This is a genomic window from Methylobacterium sp. J-118 (genome assembly GCF_057836565.1).
On sequence record NZ_JBYQFA010000001.1, the window covers coordinates 1,918,657 to 1,940,368 of the forward strand.

Consider the following 21,712-nt stretch of genomic DNA (forward strand, 5'->3'; position numbering starts at 1 on the left):
GCCACCGTCTAGCACGCGCGGGGCGACCGATCCCGGCCCGCGCGAAGCGGCCTATCGACCCGGCGCCGACGGGGGATGCGTGGCCGGCGGCTTGCCGGTGCCGACCGCGCCCTCGGTCGGCGGCACGGCGGAGGGGTTGGTCACGGCGTCCGTGGCCGTCTTGCCCGGCTCGTGGGTGTCGGCGTCCGGCTTGACCGCGGTCTCGGTCTTCGGCTCCGCCCCGGAACCGGTCCGGTCCTGCGCCCGGGCCGTTGCTTGAAGCCCGACCACGGTCGTGGCGGCGAGGAGGAGGGCGAGGATCGTTCGGTTCAAGCGGGGCTCCCTGGCATTCGGGGAGGCAACGGCCGGCCGCCCGCGTCGTTCCGGCCGCCGGCTGCCCCGGCCCCCTCCGGAACCGCCGGTCCGACGCGCTCAGACCTGCGCGTCGGCTTTCTTGGTCTTGCGGCCCTTGGCGGGTTTGCCGGCCGCCTCCGGCGACGCCGCCACGGTCTCGGACGCGTCGGCGTGCTTGGCGGCCGAACCCCTCCGCTTGTGGCCGAGGCCGGCATTCCGGGCGAACTCGGCGCGCATCGCCGAGTAGCTCGACGCCGTCGTCGGATAATCGGGCGGCAGGCCGTAGCGCTGGCGGTACTGCTCGATCGTCATGCCGTTGCCGGTGAGATGCCGCTTCAGCGTCTTGTAGGGCTTGCCGTCGATGAAGCTGGTCAGCGCGTCCGGCGTGATCGACCTCTTGATCTGCGCGGGCGTCGGCCGCTTGAAGTCCGGCTCGGCCGGGGCGGCGCCCTGGCCCAATCCGGTCAGCGCGGCATGGACGCCGGAGAGGAGCGTCGGCAGGTCGGGCATCGGGACGGAGTTGTTGGCCACGTAAGCCGAGACGATGTCGGCGGTCAGTTCGACGAAATCGATCTGGTCATGGTTCGGGATTGATGTGGTGTCTTCCATCGGCGCCTCTCTCGCGGGAGTACACCATGAACGTGGCGTCCCTTGCCATTAGTCAAGGGCACACCTGATCGATTATAACTGATCCTGGTCGTTATATACCGGTTCAACCAAAAATAATAACATAAGTCAATGGCGGCGTCGGCGTTGGATAAACTCGGTTACAATGGGGATGCGCGTTCCACCGGGTCCCGCCTCCGCGCGGGCTCGGGCAGGTGCCTACCCGTTCGCCCGGCCCTGGGGGCGCAGGGCCGCGACGGCGAGACCCGCCACCACGCCGGCCAGCGCGGCGGCCGCCTTCACGAAAAAGTCCTCGACCCGGCCGTGGCGGGTGCTGGTCAGGGTCTGCGCCGCCTCGAGGGCGCCGGCGAGGAGCACGCTGCCGATCAAGATCTGGAACCGGTGCCGCGGATAGCCCACCATCATCAGCATCCCGGCCAGGGCGTAGGCCGCGATCCGTTCGAGGCTCGGATTGGCCGTCACCACCGGCCGGAGGCCGATCGGCACCAGGGTGACGGCGGCGATGAAGGCCACCAGGATCCAGGCGGCGATGCGCACCAGGACGAGCCGCTGCGTGTCCAATCGAAGCATCGACGTTCCGTAACCTCATACTGACGGCTTCGGCATACAATGTCCGCGAGCCGTTGCCTGTCGCTTAACGGCCGCCGAGGACCGGAAAGCCTGCTCATGCGCCGAATGCTGGTCCTCGCGACGCTGCTCGCCTTCACGTCGATGCCGGCCGCCGACGCGGCCAACCCGGTGCGCGACGTGCTGTGGGTCGCGCTGCAGGGCTGCGTCCTCGCCAAGAAGGCCGCGGGCCGGAGCTTCCCCTGCCTGTCCGTCGATCTCGGTGACGGGGCGCGGCCCGGGACGGCGGTGCTGCGCGCGCCGGGTCAGCCGACCCATACGGTGGTGATGCCCACCGACAACGTGTCGGGGATCGAGGCGCCGGTGCTCCAGGGGCCCCGCGGCGCCGCCTATTGGCGGGCGGCGCTCGACGCGCGGCACTTCGTGTCGGACGCCCTCCCGGGCCGCCTGCCGGTCGCGGCGGTCGGCCTGGAGGTGAACTCGGTGGGGGGCCGCAGCCAGGATCAGCTGCACATCCATCTCGACTGCCTGCACCGCAGCGTCACGGCGGCCCTGAAGGCGCATGGCCCGGCCGTCGGCGAGAGCTGGGCCCCGTTCCCCGTCCCCCTGGAGGAGGAGCGCTATCTCGCCCTGCGGGTGCCGGCCGACGCGGTCGAGCGCTTCAACCCGTTTGAGGCGCTGGCGCGCGTGCCGGGCTGGCGGGGGCGGCTGCACGATGCGAGCTTCGCGGCGGTCGCGGCAGACCCCGACGACGAGCGGGCCGGCATGATCGTCCTCGCCTACAGGATGCCGGAGGCGAGCGCCGAGGAACTGATGGATCACGGCTGCCGGGCGGCCCGCGCGCGCCGGGACAGCTGACCGCCGAGCGCGCGCCACTGTTGCCGATCCGTTCTATCCGAACGGCCCGGCCCTGGGGCATAGGACGGGGATGCGCAGGACGGTGTTCACGCGCTCTCCGTCGACCTGGATCACGGTTCGGCGGGGACGGGCGCGTCACGACAGGGGTTTTCGGTGGCTCCCGGGCTGGACGCGTCCGGGCGTGGTCCCGGCCCTATGCGCGCTCCTCCTCGTGACCGCCGTCCAGGCGGGCGCGAACGCGGCGGCCGATCCGGCCGACCCGCGCGCGCTGGAACGGGCCTGGCACCGCTGCCTGCGCGACTCCGCGGCGCATCAGCCCCCCGGGCAGAGCCGCGCCGGGAACGAGCGCAACGCCCTGGACGAGTGCAAGCCCAGCGAGGACGCCCTGGTGGCAGCCCTGATGTCCGGCCGCCCGGCCGAGGACGGACGGCCCGGGACGGTCTGGTCGCGGACCTGGGCGGCGTTCGTGGAGCCGTTGACGGCCTGGATCGGCGCCCTGCGCCGCTGAGCGCGCGGATCACGCGTCGACCCCCGTGCGCCGGGCGGCCCCGGCCAACCGGGCGCGGTGGCCTTTGCTGTCCGTGACCGATCACCCGTCTCTTGCGGCGTCGCACCGCGCCGGCCGTGCCGAACCGGACCGCCGACCGATCGTTGAGCCCGCATGACCGACCACACCCCCACGCCGCCCCTCGACCCAGTCGTCGAGGCCCGCCGCCGCGAGATGGCGACCGAGCACCTGCTGTTCGGGACGATCCGCTTCCTCGCCCAGCGTCATCCGGAACTGCTGGACGAACTCGACGCCAGCCTCGACCACCTCTGGGACAAGGCCGAGGGCGAGGCGCGGGACGACGCGGCCGTGCGCAAGATCGCGGGCCGGATCGTGAAGAGCCTGCGGGCCGAGAGCTGAGCGAGCCCAGGTTGCCGCGGGTCGCCGGCGCCTAACCCGCGCCGCCGGTCCGATTGCCCAAAGCCGTGGGACGCGGCGCCGGGACGCGCACACCGTGCCGGACACTGAGGCCGGGTACGGTGTGTGCGCTTTCGGGACGACGCGCTAGCGCGAGCAGCCGATGCAGATGCCGCGGGTGATTGCGTCGTCCTGCCGCTCGTTCACGCTGCGCCGATCGATGCTGCCGGTCTCCTTCGGGTTGAGGGCGCCCGGATTCGGCACCGTCTGGCCGGTCGCGGCGGTGTGCGGGGCCTTCGCGGTAGAGGTCGGGCCGCCGCCGGTGCCGGTCTCGCTGGCGGGATCCGCCCAGGCGGGCACGGAGCCGAGGGCGAGGGCCGCGGTCACCGCGAAGATCGTCGACATACGCATGGGAAGCTCCTGAAACGGCAAGCGTCTGTGTGTGGAACCGACGCCTCCGGACGCCGGAAGTTCCCGCCGGCCGGTTCGGCACGGGGCCACCTGACGGCGCGCCGGCCATGGCCTATGAGGACGAGCGACGGTCGGAAGGGGGCGACGGGATGGGCAACGGCGACGGCATCCGCGCGCCGAACGCGAAGCTCGCGGAGGTCCAGCGCCTGGCGACGGCGCTCGCCGCCCGGGTGCGCTACGCGCAACTCGTCGGGCGGCCGGTCTACGAGGAGCAGATCGCCGCCCTGGTCGGCGCCGCGCGGCTGATGGATGATGAGAACGCGCCCTGGCCGCCCATGGTCGAGGAGGTGCTGACCGAACTCGCCAGGTCCATCGACGGCCCCGATCCGGCCCCGGAGGCCGGCGACGGCCCCTGAGGCCGCGGACCGCGAAGGTCCCCGGGGTGGCGCCCTCGGTTGGACGGGGCAATCCACCGGGGCAGGGGCGCGCGCCTTACGCCCGGCACGGCGCGGATCCTCCACCGGCGGGTCACCGCCGCGCCCCGCTTGTGGCGCCGGCCGCTTCGGTCTAACCGTCCTCACCCATGCGGGCGCCCGTCGCACCGCACGCCTGCCCCCCGATAGTCCGGCCGGACGAGAGCCATGGTCGCCCATACCCGCGCCGACACGGCGCCGAAGCCCCAGGATCCGGCCTTGGCCGGGGCCCGCATCCTCGTGGTCGAGGCGCGCTACTACGAGGCGATCGCCGACGAACTCCTGGCCGGCGCCCGCGCGGCGATCGCGGCCGCCTCGGCGCACGCCACCGTGGTCACCGTGGCCGGGGCCCTGGAGATTCCCGCCACCGTGGCGATCCTGCTCGACGCGGTGCCCTACGACGCCGTGGTGGCGCTGGGCTGCGTGATCCGCGGCGAGACCGGCCATTACGACATCGTCGCCGGCGAGAGCGCCCGCGCGCTGATGGACCTCTCGGTCGACCGCCGGATCCCGCTGGGCAACGGCATCCTCACCGTCGAGACCGAGGCGCAGGCGCTGGCCCGCGCCCGGGTGGCCGAGATGAACAAGGGCGGCGGCGCGGCCGAGGCGGCCCTCGGCGTGCTCGCCCTCAAACGCGCGGCCGAGGCGGTGCGCCCGCGATGACGGATACCGACATGACCGGGACGACCGACACCCCGCCGGAGGGCGCCGCCGCCGGCGCGGCCCCCGGGACGGCGACGATCAGCCCGCGCACCGGCGCCCGCCTCGCCGTCGTGCAGGCGCTCTACGAGATGGACATCTCCGGCAAGGGCGTCCTCGACGCGCTGGCCGAGTTCGAGGCGTTCTGGATCGGCCGGGAGATCGACGGCATCGTCCATCCCCAGGCCGAGACCGCGTTCTTCCGCGACCTGCTGCGCGGCACCGTCGCGGAGCAGCGGGCGATCGACCAGAAGCTCGACCAGGCGCTCGCCCAGGGTTGGCCGCTCCGGCGCATCGAGATCGTGCTCCGGGCGATCCTGCGGGCGGGGGCCTACGAGCTGATGTTCCGGCCCGACGTGCCGGTGGGCGCGGCGATCTCGGAATACGTCGACGTGGCGCACAGCTTCTACACCGCCGACGAGCCGGGCCTCGTCAATGCGGTGCTCGACCGGGTCGCCCGGGAGGTTCGGCCCGGCGAGGTCGCGGCCGCCAAAGGCTCGGGCAAGGGGTCCGGCAAGCCGGGCTCGTCCAGGCCCCTCCCCGCGCGGCCGCCCGCCGAGAAGGCCTGACCCGTGTCTGGCCCGGCCCGCTCCTCCGAGGAGGGGCTGATCGCCCGCTACTTCGCCCCCCTGGCGGGGCCGGGCGCGGACGGGCTCCGGGACGACGCCGCCATCCTGACGCCGTCCCCCGGCCACGACCTCGTCCTCACCGCCGACGCGGTGGTCGCCGGACTCCACTACTTCCCGGACGATCCGCCCGCCTCCATCGCCCGCAAGGCGCTCGGCGTGAACCTCTCCGACATCGCCGCCAAGGGCGCGGTCCCGCGCGGCTTCCTGCTGACCCTGGCGCTGCCCGACGACTGGACGGAGGACTGGCTCGCCGGTTTCTCGGCCGGGCTCGGCACGGCAGCCGCTGCGGCGGGCTGCCCGCTGCTCGGCGGTGACACGGTGCGCTCCGGCGGGCCGGCGCTGATCGGCATCAGCATGGTCGGCGAGGTGCCGGCCGGCGCGATCGTGCGGCGGACCCATGCCCGAATCGGCGACCGGATCTGCGTCACCGGCACGATCGGCGACGCCGCCCTCGGCCTGCGCCTGCGCCTGGACCCGGCGGCGCCCTGGGCCGCCGGCCTGGATCCGGCGCTGCGGGCGGCGCTGGCCGACCGCTACCTGCATCCGCGCCCCCGCCTCGCCGCGGCGCCCGCCCTGCGCCGCCACGCCTCCGCGGCCATGGACGTGTCCGACGGCCTCGCGGGCGACCTCGCCAAGATGCTGGGTGGGGGCCGCTCGGCCCGGATCGCGGTGGAATCGGTGCCGCTCTCGGAGGCGGCCCGGTCCGCCTGCGCGGCGGAGCCGGACCTGATCGACGCGGTCCTGACCGGCGGCGACGATTACGAGATCCTCTGCACGGTGGCGCCGGAGGGGCTCGACGCGTTCCGGGTCGATGCGGCCGCGGCCGGGGTGCCGCTCACCGCCATCGGCACAGTCACCGCGGGCGACGGCCCGCCCCGCTTCGAGTCGGGCGACGGGGCTGCGCGCGTGTTCGCCACCGGGGCCTTCAGCCACTTCTGAGGCCCGACCCGCGCGGCCCGATTGGGCCGCCATCACGCCGCGGCGCGACACCGGCGAGCGGCCGTCTCCCGCAGCCCTAGGACGGTCACACATCGCTTCCGAATGCGGGCAACGGCCGGCCCCGCACGCGCTCCCTCCCCCGCAGCGGCGACCGGATTCACACATCGGGTTTTGTATCGCTCCGGCTGAACTTCAGGCCTGCTCCAGAGATGACCTGCGCCCTCCCCCCCCCCTCTGCGGGGTCGGGCCGGGACGAAGTCCCGCAAGAGGGGAGCGCGGCTTCAGGACAGGGCGCAAACCGTTATGACGCGCGCAGTCCCATTCTGCACCGTCGCTCCCCTCTCCCGACCACCTTCGGGGGCCACCCTCCCCCGCAGAGGGGGGAGGGAGACGCGCTTGTACCCAACCATTGCCCTCATCCGCCGCTCGCGGGGCCGGCATCCGATCACGGCCATCGGCTCGAAAAACCGGCAGGATAATTCTCGATCGTCACCGCTTGCCTATCGCGCGGCGCGGCTTCCAGTTTTCGCGCTGCAACGAAGTGCAAGACAGCGTTTGCGCTCACCGGCGAAGTTTGGCAATCAAGGCATTGTTCTGGGAAGGAAAGCCCCAAAACCGCGCGCCACATCCCGTGACCGCTCTCAGCGGCCACGCTCGACACGCACAAGCCCCCGCCAGGCACGATAAGAACAAGGACGGTCGAATGATTCCCTTGATCCTCATCATCGCGGGCGGGCTCTGTGCCGTCGCCTACGGCATCATCACGATCCTCGACGTGATGCGGCGCGACGCCGGCACCCAGCGCATGCAGGAGATCGCCGCGGCCATCGCGGAGGGCGCGCAGGCGTACCTGCGCCGGCAATACACGACCATCGGCCTGGTCGGTGTGGTCCTGTTCGTGCTGCTCGCGGTGTTCCTCGGGATCAAGGTCGCGGTGGGCTTCCTGATCGGCGCCGTGCTGTCCGGCGCGGCGGGCTTCATCGGCATGAACGTCTCGGTGCGGGCCAACGTGCGCACCGCCCAGGCCGCCGCGACCTCGCTCGGCGCCGGGCTCGACATGGCGTTCAAGTCCGGGGCGGTGACCGGCATGCTGGTGGCCGGGCTCGCGCTCCTGGGGGTGGCCCTCTACTACCTGTTCCTCACCCGCGGCGCCGGGCTCGACGCGTCGAGCCGCGAGGTGATCGACGCCCTGGTGGCGCTCGGCTTCGGCGCCTCGCTGATCTCGATCTTCGCCCGGCTCGGCGGCGGCATCTTCACCAAGGGCGCCGATGTCGGGGGCGACCTCGTCGGCAAGGTCGAGGCCGGGATCCCGGAGGACGACCCCCGCAACCCGGCCACGATCGCCGACAATGTCGGCGACAATGTCGGCGATTGCGCCGGCATGGCGGCCGACCTGTTCGAGACCTACGCGGTGACCGTCGTGGCCACCATGGTGCTGGCCGCGATCTTCTTCTCCGGACCCACCGGCAGCGGCCGGGCGGTGCTCGAGCCGATGATGCTCTACCCGCTGGCGATCGGCTCGGCCTGCATCCTCACCTCGATCGCCGGCACCTACGCGGTGCGGCTCGGGGCCAATCAGTCGATCATGGGGGCGCTCTACAAGGGCCTGATCACCGCGGGGCTGCTGTCGGTGGTGGCGATCGCCATCGTCAACCTGACCCTGCTCGGCGGCTTCTCGACGTCCTTCACCACCTCCACCGGGGTGACCTTCACGTCGGGCGGGCTGTTCGGCTGCGCGGTGATCGGGCTCGCCATCACGGCGCTGATCGTGGTGATCACCGAGTACTACACCGGCACCAACTTCCGCCCGGTGAAGTCCATCGCCGACGCCTCGGTCACCGGCCATGGCACCAACGTCATCCAGGGCCTGGCGATCTCCCTCGAATCGACGGCGCTCCCGGCCCTCGTGATCGTGGCCGGCATCATCGCGACCCACGCGCTCGCCGGCCTGTTCGGCATCGCCATCGCGGTCACCGCGATGCTGGCGCTCGCGGGCTTCATCGTGGCGCTCGATGCCTTCGGGCCGGTCACCGACAATGCCGGCGGCATCGCCGAGATGGCCGGCCTGCCCGCCGAGGTGCGCAAGTCCACGGACGCCCTGGACGCGGTCGGCAACACCACCAAGGCGGTGACCAAGGGCTACGCGATCGGTTCGGCCGGCCTCGGCGCCCTGGTGTTGTTTGCCGCCTACACGTCGGACCTGAATTACTTCATCGCCAATGCGAGCCCGACGCAGTACCGCTTCTTCCAGGGCGTCAGCGTCGATTTCTCCCTGTCCAACCCCTACGTGGTGGTCGGGCTGCTGCTCGGCGGCCTGATCCCGTTCCTGTTCGCCGGCATCGCCATGACGGCGGTCGGCCGGGCGGCGGCCGCGGTGGTCGAGGAGGTCCGGCGCCAGTTCCGGGAGAAGCCCGGGATCATGCAGGGCACCGACCGGCCGGATTATGGCCGGGCGGTCGACATGCTGACCCGGGCGGCGATCAAGGAGATGATCGTGCCCTCGCTGCTGCCGGTCCTGTCGCCGGTGGTGCTGTTCTTCGTGATCCAGCTGATCGCGGGCAAGAGCCAGGCCTTCGCCACGGTGGGGGCGAGCCTGCTCGGCGTCATCCTCACCGGGCTCTACGTGGCGATCTCGATGACCTCGGGCGGCGGCGCCTGGGACAACGCCAAGAAGTACATCGAGGACGGCCACCACGGCGGCAAGGGCTCCGACGCCCACAAGGCCGCGGTGACCGGCGACACGGTCGGCGACCCCTACAAGGACACGGCCGGCCCCGCCGTGAACCCGGCGATCAAGATCACCAACATCATCGCCCTGCTGCTGCTGGCGGTGCTGGCGCATTATTGAGAGGCGGGAACCGCGCCGGGTCCGCTACCCGGCGCGATGCGCGTACGCCGGCACCCGCTCTGCCTCGGCGGTGGCGTTCCTCTCCTGTTCTCGCTACACCGGTCCGATGTCCGAGACCGGCCTGATCGCGCATCCCGATGGCTGCCCCCGCTGCTGGTGGGCGGGCCTCGACCCGCTCTACGTCGCCTATCACGACACCGAATGGGGCGTGCCCGAGCGCGACGGACGGGCGCTCTACGAGAAGCTGATCCTCGACGGCTTCCAGGCCGGCCTGTCCTGGATCACCATCCTGCGCCGCCGCGACGGCTTCCGCGACGCCTTCGCGGGCTTCGACCCGGAGCGGATCGCCCGCTTCACTGAGGACGACGTGGCCCGTCTGATGGGGGACGCCCGCATCATCCGCAACCGCGCCAAGATCCTCGGGACGATCGCGGGGGCCCGGGCCTGGCTGCGGATCGAGGAGAGCGGCCCCGGCTTCTCCCGCTTCCTCTGGGACTTCGTCGACGGCCGCCCGGTCCAGGGCAGCGCCCGGAGCCGGGCCGAGATCGCCACCGAGACGCCGGTGTCGCGCGCCATCGGCAAGGCCCTCAAGGCGGAGGGCTTCTCCTTCTGCGGCCCCACGATCGTGCACGCCTTCATGCAGGCGGTGGGCATGGTCAACGACCACCTCGTCGGCTGCCATCGGCACGGGCCCTGCGCCGGGCTCGGGCGGGCGCCGTGAGCCCGGCGCACAGCCCGCCGCCCCGGGCCTGGCAGCGGATGCTGTCCGGGCGGCGGCTCGACCTCCTCGATCCCGCGCCCCGGGACATCGAGATCGCCGACATCGCCCATGGGCTCGCCCGGGTCGCCCGCTGGAACGGCCAGACCCGCGGCCCGCACGTGTTCTCGGTGGCCCAGCACAGCCTGCTGGTCGAGGCGGTGGGCCGCCACTTCGCCCCGGGCTGCACCGATCCGGACAGCCTGGAACTGCTCCTGCACGACGCCCCGGAATACGTGGTCGGCGACATCATCTCCCCGCTGAAGGCCGCGATCGGCGACGCCTATCGCGGCGTCGAACTGCGCCTGCTCGACGCCATACGCCGCCGCTTCGACCTGCCAGCCCCGGCGCCCGCCCTCGCCCGGCTGGTGAAGCGGGCCGACCGGGTCGCGGCCCATCTGGAGGCGGTCCGGCTCGCCGGTTTCGCCCCGGACGAGGCCGCGCTCCATTTCGGCCGGCCGGAAGAGTTGCCCGAGGCGGTCGTCGCCCTGGCCGAGCCCTGGCCCACCGCCGAGGCCGAGGCCCGATTCCGCGCGCGGTTCCACACGCTCCGCCCGGGCTGACGGATCTCCGCCCTCGATCCGTCACGATCGCACGGCAGAGGCGCGCCCATCATGTCGACCCTCCATGTCTGCCCGCTCTCGCGCCTGCCCGAGACCGTCGCCGCCACCGGCGCGAGCCACGTGCTCACGCTCGTCAATGTCGGAACGCCCCTGGAGCGACCCGCTCTGATCGCGGCCGACAACCACGTGGTGATCGGGGTCAGCGATATCGCGGCCCCGCGGGAGGGCCACGTTTTGCCGGCTGAAGACCATGTCGCCGGCATCCTGGCCTTCGTCCGGGCCTGGCCCCGGGCGCAGCCGCTGGTCATCCATTGCTATGCCGGAATCAGCCGCTCGACCGCGGCGGCCTATATCGCGGCCTGCGCGCTGGCACCGGAGCGCGACGAGGGCGCGATCGCCGAGGCCCTTCGGGCGGCCTCCCCGTCCGCGACGCCCAACCCCCTGTTCGTGGCCATCGCCGACCGCATGCTCGGCCGCGCCGGCCGCATGGTGGCGGCGATCGAGCGGATCGGCCGCGGCGCGGACGCCTTTGAGGGCGTGCCGTTCTGCCTCACGCTCACGTGACCGGCCGCGCAGACAGACCCGGCGGCGGCCCCTGGACGACGGTGGGGCGGCGGTCTCGACCGGGGGGCGAGCGTGGCGGACAGTGTGGCGGAAACGTCGCCGCGCCGGGCCAAAACGGCTTTCGGCCGCCTTGCCCCCCGGTTGCCTGGGTTGTGGCGGTGGGGGCTGGCGCCGTAGAACCTGTCCAAAGGAAGTATCTGGGATGACCGTGAGCAGACCCGAGGCGGCCCCGGCCGCCGGCGACCTGCCCTTCGAGAAGGCGCTGGAACAGCTCGAGGAAATCGTGCGCCGGCTGGAGCGGGGCGACGTCCCGCTGGACGAGTCGGTGGCGATCTACGAGCGCGGCGAGGTGCTGAAGAAGCATTGCGAGGCGCTCCTGAAGCGGGCCGAGGCGCGGATCCAGCGGATCACCCACGGCTCCGACGGGCGGCCCGAGGGCGTCGCCCCGCTCGATATGTCCTGAGGCTCGGCGGTCCGACCGATCCCGTCCGTTAGAGGTTGATGCCGTGGCGATTACCCCCGAGCAGAGCGCACTTCTCGACCGTGTCCCGAATCCGGCGGCGTTGCGCCGTCTTCCGGAATCGGAGCTTGCGGCGGTGGCGGAGGCGGTGCGCGCCGAGATGATCGACGCGGTCTCGGTCACCGGCGGCCATCTCGGCTCGGGGCTGGGCGTGGTCGAACTCACGGTCGCGCTGCACCACGTGTTCGACACCCCCGACGACCGGATCGTCTGGGATGTCGGCCACCAGTGCTACCCGCACAAGATCCTCACCGAGCGCCGCGACCGCATCCGGACGCTGCGCCAGGGCGGCGGCCTGTCGGGCTTCACCAAGCGCTCCGAGAGCGTCTACGACCCGTTCGGCGCGGCCCATTCCTCGACCTCGATCTCGGCCGCGCTCGGCATGGCGGTCGCCCGCGACCTCGACGCGGCCGCCGCCAAGGCCAAGGGCCGCGGCGTGACGCGCCGCAACGCCATCGCGGTGATCGGCGACGGCTCGATGTCGGCCGGCATGGCCTACGAGGCCATGAACAATGCCGGCGCCCTGCATTCGCGCCTGATCGTGATCCTCAACGACAACGACATGTCGATCGCCCCGCCGGTGGGCGCGATGTCGGGCTACCTCGCGCGGCTGGCCTCGGGCGGCACCTACCAGTCCCTGCGCGAGACCGCCAAGCAGCTCGGCAAGCTCCTGCCGAAGGCGCTCTACCAGCGCGCGGCCGCGGCCGAGGAATATGCCCGCTCCCTCGTGGTCGGCGGCGGCACGATGTTCGAGGAGATGGGTTTTCACTATGTCGGCCCGGTCGACGGGCACAACCTCGACCAGCTGCTGCCGGTCCTGAAGAACGTCCGCGACGCCGAGCACGGCCCGATCCTGCTCCACGTCGTCACCCGGAAGGGCAAGGGCTACGCCCCGGCCGAGGCCAGCGCCGACCGCTATCACGGGGTGGTCAAGTTCGACGTGGTCTCGGGCGTCCAGGCCAAGGCCAAGCCGAACGCCCCGGCCTATACAAGGGTGTTCGGCGAGAGCCTGATCAAGGCGGCCGACGCCGACGACCGGGTCGTGGCGATCACCGCGGCGATGCCCGGCGGCACCGGCATCGACCTGTTCGGGAAGGCGCATCCGGACAAGACCTTCGACGTCGGCATCGCCGAGCAGCACGCGGTGACGTTTGCCGGCGGCCTGGCCACCGAGGGCTACCGGCCGTTCGTGGCGATCTACTCGACCTTCCTGCAGCGGGCCTACGACCAGGTCGTGCACGACGTGGCTTTGCAGAACCTGCCCGTGCGGTTCTGCCTGGACCGGGCCGGGCTGGTCGGGGCGGACGGGGCGACCCATGCCGGGGCCTTCGACCTGGCGTATCTGTGCTGCCTGCCGAACATGACCGTGATGGCGGCCTCCGACGAGGCCGAGCTGGTCCACATGGTGGCGACCGCCCACGCGCACGATTCCGGCCCGATCGCCCTGCGCTACCCGCGCGGCGAGGGGGTCGGGGTCGAGCTGCCGGAGCGGGGCGAGGTGCTTCCGATCGGCAAGGGCCGGGTGGTGCGGCGGGACGCGGAGGCGCGGGTGGCGATCCTCAGCCTGGGCACGCGCCTGTCCGAGGCGCTGAAGGCGGCGGACACGCTGTCGGATCAGGGCGTCGGGGTGAGCGTCGCGGATGCGCGCTTCGCCAAGCCGCTGGACGAGGCGCTGATCCTGGAGCTGGCGCAGAGCCACGAGGTGCTGATCACCATCGAGGAGGGCTCGCGCGGCGGGTTCGGGGCGATGGTGCTGCACCTGCTGTCGGAGCAGGGCGCGCTGGATGCGGGCCGGGTGCGTGTGCGGACGCTGACGCTGCCGGACCTGTACCAGGACCACGACAGCCCGGAGAAGATGTACGCCGAGGCCGGGCTGGACGCCGCAACCATCGTCAAGACCGCGCTGGCGACATTGCCGGCTTCCTCCGGCCAGGTCGAGCAGGCGAGCAACGTGGTGAGCGTCCGCCGCCGTCCGCGCTGATTGTTTTGAACGCGACGATCGTCCAACCCAATCCCCTCATCCTGAGGCGGCGGAGCGCAGCGTAGCCCTCGAAGGAGCCCTCCAGCGGTCTCGCGATCCCTGGAGGGCTCCTTCGAGGCCCGCTGGCGCGGGCACCTCAGGATGAGGGGGGTTGGTGGGAGGCGGCGGGACCGACCGCCCCTACCCCAGAGCCTCCGCCACCGCCTTCCCGCACGCCTGCGTGTCGGCATTGCCGCCGAGGTCGCGCGTGCGCAGCGTCCGCTCGGACAGCACCCGCTCGATCCCGCTGACGATCTCCCGGGCGGCCTCGTGCTCGCCGAGATGCTCCAGCATCATTGCGCCGGACCAGATCTGGCCGATCGGGTTGGCGATGCCCTGGCCGGCGATGTCGGGGGCGGAGCCGTGGACCGGCTCGAACACGGACGGGTGCACTCGCTCCGGGTTGATGTTGCCGGACGGCGCGATGCCGATCGTGCCCGTGCAGGCGGGACCCAGATCCGACAGGATGTCGCCGAACAGGTTCGAGGCGACCACAACGTCGAACCGGTCCGGATTGAGCACGAAATGCGCGGTCAGGATGTCGATGTGGTACTGGTCCCACCGCACGTCCGGGTAGCCCTCGGCCATCGCCTTCACGCGCTCGTCCCAGTACGGCATCGTGATCGAGATGCCGTTCGACTTCGTGGCCGAGGTCAGGTGCTTCTTCGGGCGCTTCTGAGCGAGCTCGAAGGCGAATTTCAGGATCCGGTCGACCCCGTGCCGGGTCATGATCGTCTCCTGCAGGGCGAATTCCCGGTCGGTGCCGGCGAACATCCGCCCGCCCGCGTTCGAGTACTCGCCTTCGGTGTTCTCCCGGACCACCCAGAAGTCGATGTCGCCGGGCTTGCGGTCGGCGAGCGGGCACTTCACCCCCGGCATCAGCCGGACCGGGCGCAGGTTCGCGTACTGGTCGAACTCGCGCCGGAACAGGATCAGCGAGCCCCAGAGCGAGATGTGGTCGGGCACCCGCTCCGGCATGCCGACGGCGCCGAAATAGATCGCGTCGTGGGTCTCGATCTGCGCCTTCCAGTCCTCCGGCATCATCCGGCCGTGTTGTTCGTAGTAGTCGCAGCTCGCGAAATCGAACCAGTCGAGCTGGAGCGCGAAGCCGTGCCGCTTCGCGGCCTGCTCCAGCACGCGCACGCCCTCGGGCACCACCTCCTTGCCGATCCCGTCGCCCGGGATCACCGCGATGCGGTAGCGGCGCTGCTGGCTGGTCTCTGGACCGGGCATGAATCCTCCACGCGTTTCGGAAGAGCGGGCCTCGCTGAGCCCGGATCGTCGGCGTCAGGTGATTGGTCCGCGCCGGTATCCGGTCAACACCCCGGCCTGACAATCAGTCGATTTCCCCCGCCATGGTCCGGCGCTGGCGGTCGAGTTCCTCGCTGTAGCGCTTGAGCGTGTGGCTCTCGGTGAGCAGGCCCAGCACCCTGCGGGTCTCGGGCCCGTCGACCACCGCCAGCGCCTCGCTCTCGGTGCGGTCGAAGGCGGCGGCGGCGTCCTTGGCGTTCATGCCCGGGGTGAGGAAATCCGCGCCGTGCAGCAGGAGGTCGACCAGCACGGGCTGCGCCGCGGCATCGGCCTCCCGCGCGGCGGCATGCGCCTCGGGGACGTTCACGATCCCGGCATAACGCCCGCGCCCGTCCACGGCGATCACCCGGGAGGGCGAGCCCAGGGGGTGGGCGCGCAGGAAAGTGGGCAGCGGCGTGTCCACCGCCACGGTGCCGGGATCGCGGCGCATCAGCCGGCCCACGGTCAGCGAGCGGATCCAGCCGACATCGTGGGGGCTGCGGATGCTCTCGCCGCGCAGGTGGAAGCGCCAGGTGGCGAAGGAGTAGCCGAAGGTCTTGCGCACGGTGAGCGAGGACGCGATCACCGCCGCCAGCACCAGCCCGGTGATCGGCAGGCTGCCGGTGATCTCCAGGGTCAGGAACGTCATGGTCAGCGGCCCGCCGATGACCGCCACCGCCAGCGCGCTCATGCCGATCACCGCGTAGGCGAGCGGCGTGAGTCCGAATCCCGCCAGCGGCGGCACGAGCGCAGGGGCCAGGGCGGCGAACAGCTTGCCCGCGATGGCCCCGAGCAACAGGGATGCGAAGAACAGGCCGCCCCGGAAGCCGGAGCCGATCGAGATCGCCGAGGCCACCGCCTTGGCGGCGAACAGCCCGGCCAGGGCCGCGATCCCGTGTCCCTGCCCCTCGGCGGCGAAGTGCAGGTGCAGGGCGCCGTGCCCGCCCGAGAGCACCTGCGGCGTCGCCAGCAGCGCCAGCGCCCCGACGCAGAGCCCGCCCAGGGCCGGCGCCGCCGCCCGCGGCACCCGCGAGGCCTGGACCAGCCGCTCCACCAGGGTGACCCCGCGCATGATCAGGATGCCGAGCCCCGCGCAGACCAGCCCCAGGGCGAGGCTCGGCAGGATCTCCATGCTGGTGACGTGCGAGGTGGTGATCGCCTGCACGTCGCCGAAATCGACCAGCGGCTGCGTCTCGATCAGCGACTGCGCGATCAGGTTGCCGCAGAGCGCCGCGACCACCACCGGGGTCAGCGTGGCGATGGAATAGGTGCCGATGATCAGCTCGAAGGCGTAGAAGGCCCCGGCCAGCGGCGCGCCGAAGCCCGCCGCGATCGCCCCCGCGGCCCCGCAGCCGACCAGGGTCCGCAGGTCGCTCCGGCGCACCTCGAAGGCGATCCCGAGCCGGGAGGCGAGGCCGGAGGCGAGCTGCGTGTAGCCGGCCTCCAGCCCCACCGAGGCGCCGCAGCCGTTCGAGATGACGTTCTGCAGGGCGAGGTAGAGGCTGTCGCGCAGGGACAGGCGGCCGCCGTGCAGGGCGTTCGCCTCGATCGGGTCGATGGCGGGGCGCTTGCGCGGGCCGCGGATGAAGCCTGCCGCGACGATCACGAGCCCGAGCAGCCCGCCGCCCAGGCAGGGCCCGACGAGCAGGAGCACCGGCGAGACGGTGTCGGCCGCGCTGAGCCGCATCCCCGGCGGCAGGAGGAAGAGCAGCTCGCGCAGGCTCTGGGTGGCCCAGTTCATGCCCGAGACGGCCACCCCGGCGATGCAGCCCACCAGGGTCGCCAGCGCGATGAGGCCGCCCTCGCTCCGGCGGACGAGGCTGCGCAGCTGCCCCGGCGCCTGGACGATGCCGGCGCCGGTCCAGCGGCGACGGCGGCGTCCCTGCGGCCCGGCCGCATTCCGGGCCGGCGCGTCCGCCGACCGGTCCGCGGGGGCCTGGTTCCCGCCCTTGGCCGCCGCTGGCTGTCGCGCGCTCACGGTCCGTCCGTTCACCCCGGTCCGCCCCGGCCGCCGTATCACGGCTCGGCCTTGCGGCCTCACTTAGGGGCCGAACCCGGCCTGCGTCCACCGATCCGGGGCGCCGACCCGCACAACGCCGCGCACATCGCTTGAAAACCGCCGCGGCCCACGATACACCGCCCGCCAGTGCCGCCGTAGCTCAGTTGGTTAGAGCACCAGATTGTGGATCTGGGGGTCCCCCGTTCGAGCCGGGGCGGTGGTACCATCCATTCAGCTCGACAGCGCAAGGGGTTGGCGGATCGCCGGCCCCTTTTGCTTGTGCGGGGGCGGTCGGTTCGGTGACGCTGCGGCGGCGCCGTCGTGCATCCGCGGTTTCCCCCGCGATCCGGGGAGGCTAAGACCGGTGCCGAGCGCGGCGGCGGGTCCCGTCCCGCGGCCGGACTTCCGGGACACGTGAGATGAGCATCCCTGAACGGCGCGTCCGAACCCTGTTCGACGAGGCCGCCATCGCCAAGCGCAACGACGAGCTCGCCCGGGAGATCCTGGGGGCGCGGCCGGAGAATCTCCTGGTCGTGGCCGTGCTCAAGGGCAGCTTCATGTTCGCCGCCGACCTGCTGCGGGCGCTCCACCGGGTCGGGCTCGCGCCGCAGGTCGAGTTCGTCCACCTGTCGAGCTACCGCACCGGGACGGTCTCCAGCGGGCAGGTCGAGATCCTGCGGGACGTGCAGAGCGAAGTGCGCGGGCGGGACGTGCTGCTCGTCGACGACATCCTGGAATCCGGCCGGACCGTCGTCTTCGCCAAGGACCTGCTGATGGCGCGCGGCGCCCGGCGGGTGCTCACAGCAGTGCTGCTGGAGAAGCCCGGCAAGCGCGCCGTGACCATCGACGCCGATTTCGTCGGCTTTACCTGCCCCGACGTGTTCGTCGTCGGCTACGGGATGGACGCGGCCCACGCCTTCCGGCAGCTGCCCTTCGTCGGCGTGGTCGATTTCGGCAGCGGGGATCCGGATCTGTTCGATCCGTAGCCGGACATCCGTCCGGCGCGGCATTTTCGCCGCGGGCCGCGACGATCCGGCGGTTTTGACCGCGCCCCATCTTGACATGGTGCGGATCGGTCTGCGTCTGTCGTGCGTCGGAGGGTCTGACGTCGTCACGGCGGGAGGCTCGCGGGGCGGGGACGTTTACGGGACCACATGGCGCGCATCCTCCTGGTGGATGACGAAGAGACCGTCCGGGGCTTCCTCAAGCGAGGTCTCGAGATCGACGGGCATGCGGTCGTCACCGCCAACGACGGGAGCGACGGGCTCGACCGCCTCAACGAGGCCCATGGCGGCTTCGATCTGATGCTCACCGACATCCGCATGCCGCTCATGGACGGCATCGCCCTGGCGCTGGCGGCCAAGCGCGACTTCCCGGACCTGACCATCCTGCTGATGACCGGCTTCGCGGACCAGCGCGAGCGGGCGCGCGGACTCGATGCCATCGTCACCGACGTGCTGACGAAGCCCTTCTCGCTGGCGGACCTGCGGGCGACGGTGAGGCGGGCGCTGGCCGCCTGACCCCTGGCGGACGCGCGGTCGGCGTTCAGGCAACCTTAAACATTCGCCTTAGGCCAAGCTTCACGAAGGCATGGCACCGTGTCTGACCGGATCAGACCGAGGCCAGACTTGCCATGTACCGCCGGGATCGGGACATCGACGCGGATCGCCACGGATGGGATCCGGAGGATGCGGGCTGGGACGCGGAGGACGACGCGCCGCCCCGCGCGCGCCGCGGCGTCTTCGGGCGTCTGTTCGCCTGCGTGAAGTTCGGCCTGCTGGCGCTGCCGGTGGCGCTGTTCCTCTACGGCAGCTACGCCGATTGCAGCGGGCCCCCGGCGGCGGGCTGGCTCGGGCTCCTCGGGACCGGCGCCTGCGCCCGGCACGCGATGTTCGGCAGCGTCGCGTCCGTGCAGGACAATTTCGCGCTCCTGAAGCGGATCACCGAATGAGCCGCCCGGGCCCTCGGCGCCCGGCATCCGGGACGAGGCCCGAATCCCGTCCGATCCGCACCTGACGACCCCGCGAGCGCGCCATGTCCAGCCGCCCCCTCCTCCCCGCAGCCGGCGACACCCCCGACAGGCTCCAGGAAGCCCAGTTCCGCGCCCGCATGGCGCGGGTCGGACCCGATCCGTCCCGTCGGCGGGGGTCCCGCCGCCGCCCAGGCCAGGGCGGCTTTCGGCTCGGCTGGAAGGGCTGGCTCGCCGTCGACAGCGTGGTGGTGCTCCTCGTGGTGGCGGGAGTGATGGCCTGGCCGCCGGTCCTGTCCTGCCGGCATCAGGAGCAGACGATCGGGTTCTATGCGGGCGATTCCATCGGCCGGTGCATCCGGCGGGGCATCGCCGACCGCCTCGACAGGGCCGACCAGCGCCTCAAGAGCCTGATGCGCGGCTCAGGTCACTGAGGCGACGGGGCCGGACGCAGCCGCCCACGGGTCGGGCGGCGGCCGGCGCGACGGGGGGCCGCTACACCGGGACCGAGGATCGGCAAGCCGAGCCGTGGTTTCGTGCGGTCCGAGACCCTTCGCGGGCGCAGAGCGCATGCCCTGCGAATGCCTCGGGGCTCTGCCCCGGGACCCCGCCAAAGGGATGATCCCTTTGGAATCCCCGGGATCGGGTCGGCATGCGATCCCGCGCAGCGACCTCGACCGGGTATCGGAGCCGGGGCGATGCTCTAGCGGCCGAGCGCCGTCCACTGCGTGAGGACGGCCTCATCGGCCGGCATATAGGCGTCGACGATCGCGCCCTTGCGGCTCACGACGCAGATCATCGCCGCCTCGCGCACCTCGTACATCATCGGCCGCTCGTAGGTGATGCGGAACAGCACCGGCGCGAAGTAGTCGCCCTTCTTGTCGGTCCGGTCCGCCCCCACCGAGACCGCCTCGACCTGCTTCGCCCCGGCCTTGGTGGCCTCGATCATCACGGTGCTGCGGCAGGTCTCGACCGTGCGGTTGCGGCCCGGAACCTCAGCGAGCGGCTGGCCGATGGTCTGCAGGGCCGCGGAGGTGCCCTTTACCAGACCGGTGCCGGGGACCATCGACAGGATGGTCTGCTCGCCGGCCGCGGTCGAGGCCGGCCCGATCGGTGCGATCTGCCAGGGCATCTGCCACGTGGCGGCCGAGCTGTCCGGCGGGGCAGCCGCCTCCTGGGCCAGGGCGGGCCCGACCAGGGCGGACACGAGGGTAGCGCAGCAGATCGAACGACGGAACATCACGGCTCTCCTTCTTCGCGGGGGGTGAATGGGGGGCCGCGGCATGGATCTAATCCGACGGCGCAAGGGCGGGTGGCAGCGTCCACACGGCGGACGGCGCGGGCGCGGTCGCCGAGGCGGCGGAGCGACCGCGGTGGATCGTGGCGTAGGCGACCGCGCCGGCATCGATCCGCGCACGGAGCGCGCGCGGCGCGCCCGTGATGCTCGCCGTCTGCTCGGCGTCGCGGTACGGCACCCGGGCCCGCGCGGCCGCCACCGCCGCGGCACGCGGCCGTCTGAGCGACCGCGCGTGGCGGGCGGGTCCGGGGTTCAGGATCGGCGCGACCACGCCCCCGGCCTCGCGCGGCGGCGTGATCGGGATCGTTCGATCCACCACCGGCTGCGCCGGATCCGGGCCGAGCGTCGCCACGCGTCCGGGCGGGGGTGCGGCGGTGACCGTCGGCGCGGGACGAACTACGACCTCGGTCGGAGGCCGCGCCTGGGCCGGCCCGGGCGGCAGGATCGGCGTGGGCGTCGGATCCGCCGGCCGGGTTCGCGTCGTCCCCGTCTCGGCGCGACCCTGCAGCGGTTGCGGCGCGTCCGGTTCGAGGGTCGCGACCGCGGAGGGCGGGACCGCCGTGGCGATGTCCCGGAATCCGGTGCGTTCCGTCCAGGCGGGCGGCTGTTCCTGCGTCAGACGTGCCGCATCGAGGGGGGTGCGGCCGATCAGCGGCTGGCGCGGATTGGCCCGGGGCGGCAGGGATGCGGGCGGCTCCGCCGCATCCGCGGGGTTCGGATCCAGGAAGGTGCGGGGCCCCTCCGCGGACGGGGGAGCCTCCGGATCGTCCCCGGCCGATGGGCCCCGTGCCAGGTGCGGGACCTCGACCCACGACGGAAAGACTGCCGGCTGCGGCGACTCGGCGGGCATGACCGAGGCCGTGCGGCGCGACGACATCGGTGGGATCCAGCCGTTGCGCGGCCCCAGCCAGGCCGCGCCCGAGGCGAGCAACGCCAGGGTCGACAGGCAGGAGATCGAGATCGTGGCCCAGGACGACAGGTGATCGTCGCGCCGGACGACCATGAGGTGTCTCGGCACGCCGACGGGCTGCAGGTCCCCCACCGTAGCTGGGCAACGACGTACCATATCCTGGAAACTGCGTTGGGGGACAAACAGTTCAAGGCGGCGGTGATTAAGGTTTGGCCACGCGCGAATACCGATCGGGCTGCGCCGACGCGGCTTGGTGCTTCGGACGTTTCAGATCCTTCGCACCGACAAGCCCTCGCGGTGCCCGAGCATGTTCCGATCGCGCATCCCCGCCGTCGCCATACCGATCGAGGACCCTCGCCCCCCGGCACTGTCCGCGCGAATACACGCGATGTCCGCGGGATCACGTTCGCCCGCTGCCTGGGTCGGACGCCGGGATGCCGCGCCGGGGATGCCGCAGGGCGCGGGCAGTAAAGGCCTCGCTGCCGCGTCACCACAATCAACAGGATTGGAACCTCGGTCCAGCGCCGATTACCGT

General features: G+C 72.1%; 25 protein-coding genes and 1 tRNA gene. 18 read left to right on the forward strand and 8 right to left on the reverse strand.

Translation table 11 applies throughout. From position 1 onward, the window contains the following. Window positions 1-51: 51 nt before the first annotated feature. The 3 genes from AC3IF3_RS09350 to AC3IF3_RS09360 all read right to left on the reverse strand — a co-directional run bounded on the left by AC3IF3_RS09350 (window position 52) and on the right by AC3IF3_RS09360 (window position 1,530). Entirely contained in the window at window positions 52-312 is a 261-nt protein-coding gene (locus AC3IF3_RS09350; protein WP_489228446.1) for a hypothetical protein, read from the reverse strand. Window positions 313-411: 99 nt separating this feature from the next. Beyond that, complete coding sequence (locus tag AC3IF3_RS09355) at window positions 412-942, reverse strand: Ros/MucR family transcriptional regulator (protein ID WP_489228448.1); 531 nt, start codon at window positions 940-942, stop codon at window positions 412-414. 216 nt (window positions 943-1,158) lie between these two features. Beyond that, window positions 1,159-1,530 carry a hypothetical protein gene (locus AC3IF3_RS09360; protein WP_243970598.1) on the reverse strand — a complete coding sequence of 124 codons (372 nt, stop codon included), beginning with the start codon at window positions 1,528-1,530 and terminating at the stop codon, window positions 1,159-1,161. Window positions 1,531-1,626: 96 nt separating this feature from the next. Between AC3IF3_RS09360 and AC3IF3_RS09365 the strand changes: the two genes are divergently transcribed. From AC3IF3_RS09365 to AC3IF3_RS09375, 3 genes are all read left to right on the forward strand, one after another. Continuing rightward, window positions 1,627-2,385 (forward strand): CDP-diacylglycerol diphosphatase, encoded by a 759-nt coding sequence (locus AC3IF3_RS09365; RefSeq protein WP_489228450.1) that lies wholly within the window; start codon window positions 1,627-1,629, stop codon window positions 2,383-2,385. A 181-nt stretch (window positions 2,386-2,566) separates the two neighbouring features. Next, window positions 2,567-2,893, forward strand: coding sequence for a hypothetical protein (locus AC3IF3_RS09370; RefSeq protein ID WP_489228452.1), 327 nt, complete (start codon window positions 2,567-2,569; stop codon window positions 2,891-2,893). A 153-nt stretch (window positions 2,894-3,046) separates the two neighbouring features. Continuing rightward, a complete protein-coding gene (locus AC3IF3_RS09375) occupies window positions 3,047-3,292 on the forward strand; it encodes a hypothetical protein (RefSeq protein WP_243970604.1) in 246 nt (81 codons plus the stop codon). A 144-nt stretch (window positions 3,293-3,436) separates the two neighbouring features. Here AC3IF3_RS09375 and AC3IF3_RS09380 read toward each other — a convergent pair whose 3' ends face one another. After that, complete coding sequence (locus tag AC3IF3_RS09380) at window positions 3,437-3,700, reverse strand: hypothetical protein (protein ID WP_243970605.1); 264 nt, start codon at window positions 3,698-3,700, stop codon at window positions 3,437-3,439. 107 nt (window positions 3,701-3,807) lie between these two features. On the opposite strand from AC3IF3_RS09380, the gene AC3IF3_RS09385 reads away from it, so the two are divergent. The 10 genes from AC3IF3_RS09385 (at window position 3,808) to dxs (ending at window position 13,673) form a co-directional block, all read left to right on the forward strand. After that, entirely contained in the window at window positions 3,808-4,116 is a 309-nt protein-coding gene (locus AC3IF3_RS09385) for a hypothetical protein (protein ID WP_489215406.1), read from the forward strand. Between the two features lie 225 nt (window positions 4,117-4,341). Beyond that, on the forward strand, window positions 4,342-4,836 hold the full coding sequence (gene ribH, locus AC3IF3_RS09390; protein WP_489215408.1) for a 6,7-dimethyl-8-ribityllumazine synthase: 495 nt from the start codon (window positions 4,342-4,344) through the stop codon (window positions 4,834-4,836). A gap of 11 nt (window positions 4,837-4,847) precedes the next feature. Further along, a complete protein-coding gene (gene nusB / locus AC3IF3_RS09395; protein ID WP_489228454.1) occupies window positions 4,848-5,441 on the forward strand; it encodes a transcription antitermination factor NusB in 594 nt (197 codons plus the stop codon). A gap of 3 nt (window positions 5,442-5,444) precedes the next feature. After that, on the forward strand, window positions 5,445-6,440 hold the full coding sequence (thiL, locus tag AC3IF3_RS09400) for a thiamine-phosphate kinase (protein WP_489228456.1): 996 nt from the start codon (window positions 5,445-5,447) through the stop codon (window positions 6,438-6,440). A gap of 703 nt (window positions 6,441-7,143) precedes the next feature. Continuing rightward, entirely contained in the window at window positions 7,144-9,288 is a 2,145-nt protein-coding gene (locus AC3IF3_RS09405) for a sodium-translocating pyrophosphatase (protein WP_489228458.1), read from the forward strand. A gap of 106 nt (window positions 9,289-9,394) precedes the next feature. Then, window positions 9,395-10,009 carry a DNA-3-methyladenine glycosylase I gene (locus AC3IF3_RS09410; protein ID WP_489228460.1) on the forward strand — a complete coding sequence of 205 codons (615 nt, stop codon included), beginning with the start codon at window positions 9,395-9,397 and terminating at the stop codon, window positions 10,007-10,009. Between the two features lie 38 nt (window positions 10,010-10,047). Further along, on the forward strand, window positions 10,048-10,608 hold the full coding sequence (locus AC3IF3_RS09415) for an HD domain-containing protein (RefSeq protein ID WP_489220301.1): 561 nt from the start codon (window positions 10,048-10,050) through the stop codon (window positions 10,606-10,608). Between the two features lie 51 nt (window positions 10,609-10,659). Then, the gene (locus tag AC3IF3_RS09420; RefSeq protein WP_243971010.1) at window positions 10,660-11,172 is read left to right on the forward strand and encodes a tyrosine phosphatase family protein; all 513 of its coding nucleotides are present in this window, start codon (window positions 10,660-10,662) and stop codon (window positions 11,170-11,172) included. A gap of 202 nt (window positions 11,173-11,374) precedes the next feature. After that, a complete protein-coding gene (locus AC3IF3_RS09425) occupies window positions 11,375-11,635 on the forward strand; it encodes an exodeoxyribonuclease VII small subunit (RefSeq protein WP_243971012.1) in 261 nt (86 codons plus the stop codon). 43 nt (window positions 11,636-11,678) lie between these two features. Next, entirely contained in the window at window positions 11,679-13,673 is a 1,995-nt protein-coding gene (dxs, locus tag AC3IF3_RS09430) for a 1-deoxy-D-xylulose-5-phosphate synthase (RefSeq protein ID WP_489228461.1), read from the forward strand. 180 nt (window positions 13,674-13,853) lie between these two features. On the opposite strand, the gene AC3IF3_RS09435 is transcribed toward dxs, so the two are convergent. Both AC3IF3_RS09435 and AC3IF3_RS09440 read right to left on the reverse strand, forming a co-directional pair. Further along, window positions 13,854-14,945, reverse strand: coding sequence for a tartrate dehydrogenase (locus tag AC3IF3_RS09435; RefSeq protein ID WP_489228463.1), 1,092 nt, complete (start codon window positions 14,943-14,945; stop codon window positions 13,854-13,856). A 103-nt stretch (window positions 14,946-15,048) separates the two neighbouring features. Further along, entirely contained in the window at window positions 15,049-16,980 is a 1,932-nt protein-coding gene (locus AC3IF3_RS09440) for a chloride channel protein (RefSeq protein ID WP_489228465.1), read from the reverse strand. Window positions 16,981-17,150: 170 nt separating this feature from the next. On the opposite strand from AC3IF3_RS09440, the gene AC3IF3_RS09445 reads away from it, so the two are divergent. The 5 genes from AC3IF3_RS09445 to AC3IF3_RS09465 all read left to right on the forward strand — a co-directional run bounded on the left by AC3IF3_RS09445 (window position 17,151) and on the right by AC3IF3_RS09465 (window position 19,404). Next, a tRNA-His gene (locus tag AC3IF3_RS09445) sits at window positions 17,151-17,227 on the forward strand. 193 nt (window positions 17,228-17,420) lie between these two features. Continuing rightward, on the forward strand, window positions 17,421-17,987 hold the full coding sequence (gene hpt / locus AC3IF3_RS09450; protein ID WP_243971020.1) for a hypoxanthine phosphoribosyltransferase: 567 nt from the start codon (window positions 17,421-17,423) through the stop codon (window positions 17,985-17,987). Between the two features lie 168 nt (window positions 17,988-18,155). Further along, window positions 18,156-18,521, forward strand: coding sequence for a response regulator (locus tag AC3IF3_RS09455; RefSeq protein WP_243971022.1), 366 nt, complete (start codon window positions 18,156-18,158; stop codon window positions 18,519-18,521). A gap of 113 nt (window positions 18,522-18,634) precedes the next feature. Then, the gene (locus AC3IF3_RS09460; protein WP_489228467.1) at window positions 18,635-18,952 is read left to right on the forward strand and encodes a hypothetical protein; all 318 of its coding nucleotides are present in this window, start codon (window positions 18,635-18,637) and stop codon (window positions 18,950-18,952) included. A gap of 83 nt (window positions 18,953-19,035) precedes the next feature. Next, the gene (locus AC3IF3_RS09465) at window positions 19,036-19,404 is read left to right on the forward strand and encodes a hypothetical protein (protein WP_489228469.1); all 369 of its coding nucleotides are present in this window, start codon (window positions 19,036-19,038) and stop codon (window positions 19,402-19,404) included. A gap of 269 nt (window positions 19,405-19,673) precedes the next feature. Here AC3IF3_RS09465 and AC3IF3_RS09470 read toward each other — a convergent pair whose 3' ends face one another. Together AC3IF3_RS09470 and AC3IF3_RS09475 are read right to left on the reverse strand one after the other, a co-directional pair. Beyond that, the gene (locus AC3IF3_RS09470; protein WP_489228470.1) at window positions 19,674-20,210 is read right to left on the reverse strand and encodes a hypothetical protein; all 537 of its coding nucleotides are present in this window, start codon (window positions 20,208-20,210) and stop codon (window positions 19,674-19,676) included. A gap of 49 nt (window positions 20,211-20,259) precedes the next feature. Next, window positions 20,260-21,270 (reverse strand): hypothetical protein, encoded by a 1,011-nt coding sequence (locus tag AC3IF3_RS09475; protein WP_489228472.1) that lies wholly within the window; start codon window positions 21,268-21,270, stop codon window positions 20,260-20,262. Window positions 21,271-21,712: the final 442 nt, after the last annotated feature.

Excerpts from the sequence above, each read along its gene's own strand:
- AC3IF3_RS09410 (WP_489228460.1), top strand. The coding sequence starts at position 9,395 with ATGTCCGAGACCGGCCTGATCGCGCATCCCGATGGCTGCCCCCGCTGC.
- ribH (WP_489215408.1), top strand. The coding sequence starts at position 4,342 with ATGGTCGCCCATACCCGCGCCGACACGGCGCCGAAGCCCCAGGATCCG.
- AC3IF3_RS09375 (WP_243970604.1), top strand. The coding sequence starts at position 3,047 with ATGACCGACCACACCCCCACGCCGCCCCTCGACCCAGTCGTCGAGGCC.
- AC3IF3_RS09470 (WP_489228470.1), bottom strand. The coding sequence starts at position 20,210 with ATGTTCCGTCGTTCGATCTGCTGCGCTACCCTCGTGTCCGCCCTGGTC.
- AC3IF3_RS09385 (WP_489215406.1), top strand. The coding sequence starts at position 3,808 with ATGGCCTATGAGGACGAGCGACGGTCGGAAGGGGGCGACGGGATGGGC.
- hpt (WP_243971020.1), top strand. The coding sequence starts at position 17,421 with ATGAGCATCCCTGAACGGCGCGTCCGAACCCTGTTCGACGAGGCCGCC.
- AC3IF3_RS09455 (WP_243971022.1), top strand. The coding sequence starts at position 18,156 with ATGGCGCGCATCCTCCTGGTGGATGACGAAGAGACCGTCCGGGGCTTC.
- AC3IF3_RS09365 (WP_489228450.1), top strand. The coding sequence starts at position 1,627 with ATGCGCCGAATGCTGGTCCTCGCGACGCTGCTCGCCTTCACGTCGATG.
- AC3IF3_RS09355 (WP_489228448.1), bottom strand. The coding sequence starts at position 942 with ATGGAAGACACCACATCAATCCCGAACCATGACCAGATCGATTTCGTC.
- AC3IF3_RS09415 (WP_489220301.1), top strand. The coding sequence starts at position 10,048 with ATGCTGTCCGGGCGGCGGCTCGACCTCCTCGATCCCGCGCCCCGGGAC.
- AC3IF3_RS09405 (WP_489228458.1), top strand. The coding sequence starts at position 7,144 with ATGATTCCCTTGATCCTCATCATCGCGGGCGGGCTCTGTGCCGTCGCC.
- AC3IF3_RS09460 (WP_489228467.1), top strand. The coding sequence starts at position 18,635 with ATGTACCGCCGGGATCGGGACATCGACGCGGATCGCCACGGATGGGAT.
- AC3IF3_RS09420 (WP_243971010.1), top strand. The coding sequence starts at position 10,660 with ATGTCGACCCTCCATGTCTGCCCGCTCTCGCGCCTGCCCGAGACCGTC.
- AC3IF3_RS09475 (WP_489228472.1), bottom strand. The coding sequence starts at position 21,270 with ATGGTCGTCCGGCGCGACGATCACCTGTCGTCCTGGGCCACGATCTCG.
- AC3IF3_RS09360 (WP_243970598.1), bottom strand. The coding sequence starts at position 1,530 with ATGCTTCGATTGGACACGCAGCGGCTCGTCCTGGTGCGCATCGCCGCC.
- nusB (WP_489228454.1), top strand. The coding sequence starts at position 4,848 with ATGACCGGGACGACCGACACCCCGCCGGAGGGCGCCGCCGCCGGCGCG.
- AC3IF3_RS09465 (WP_489228469.1), top strand. The coding sequence starts at position 19,036 with ATGTCCAGCCGCCCCCTCCTCCCCGCAGCCGGCGACACCCCCGACAGG.
- AC3IF3_RS09380 (WP_243970605.1), bottom strand. The coding sequence starts at position 3,700 with ATGCGTATGTCGACGATCTTCGCGGTGACCGCGGCCCTCGCCCTCGGC.
- AC3IF3_RS09435 (WP_489228463.1), bottom strand. The coding sequence starts at position 14,945 with ATGCCCGGTCCAGAGACCAGCCAGCAGCGCCGCTACCGCATCGCGGTG.
- AC3IF3_RS09425 (WP_243971012.1), top strand. The coding sequence starts at position 11,375 with ATGACCGTGAGCAGACCCGAGGCGGCCCCGGCCGCCGGCGACCTGCCC.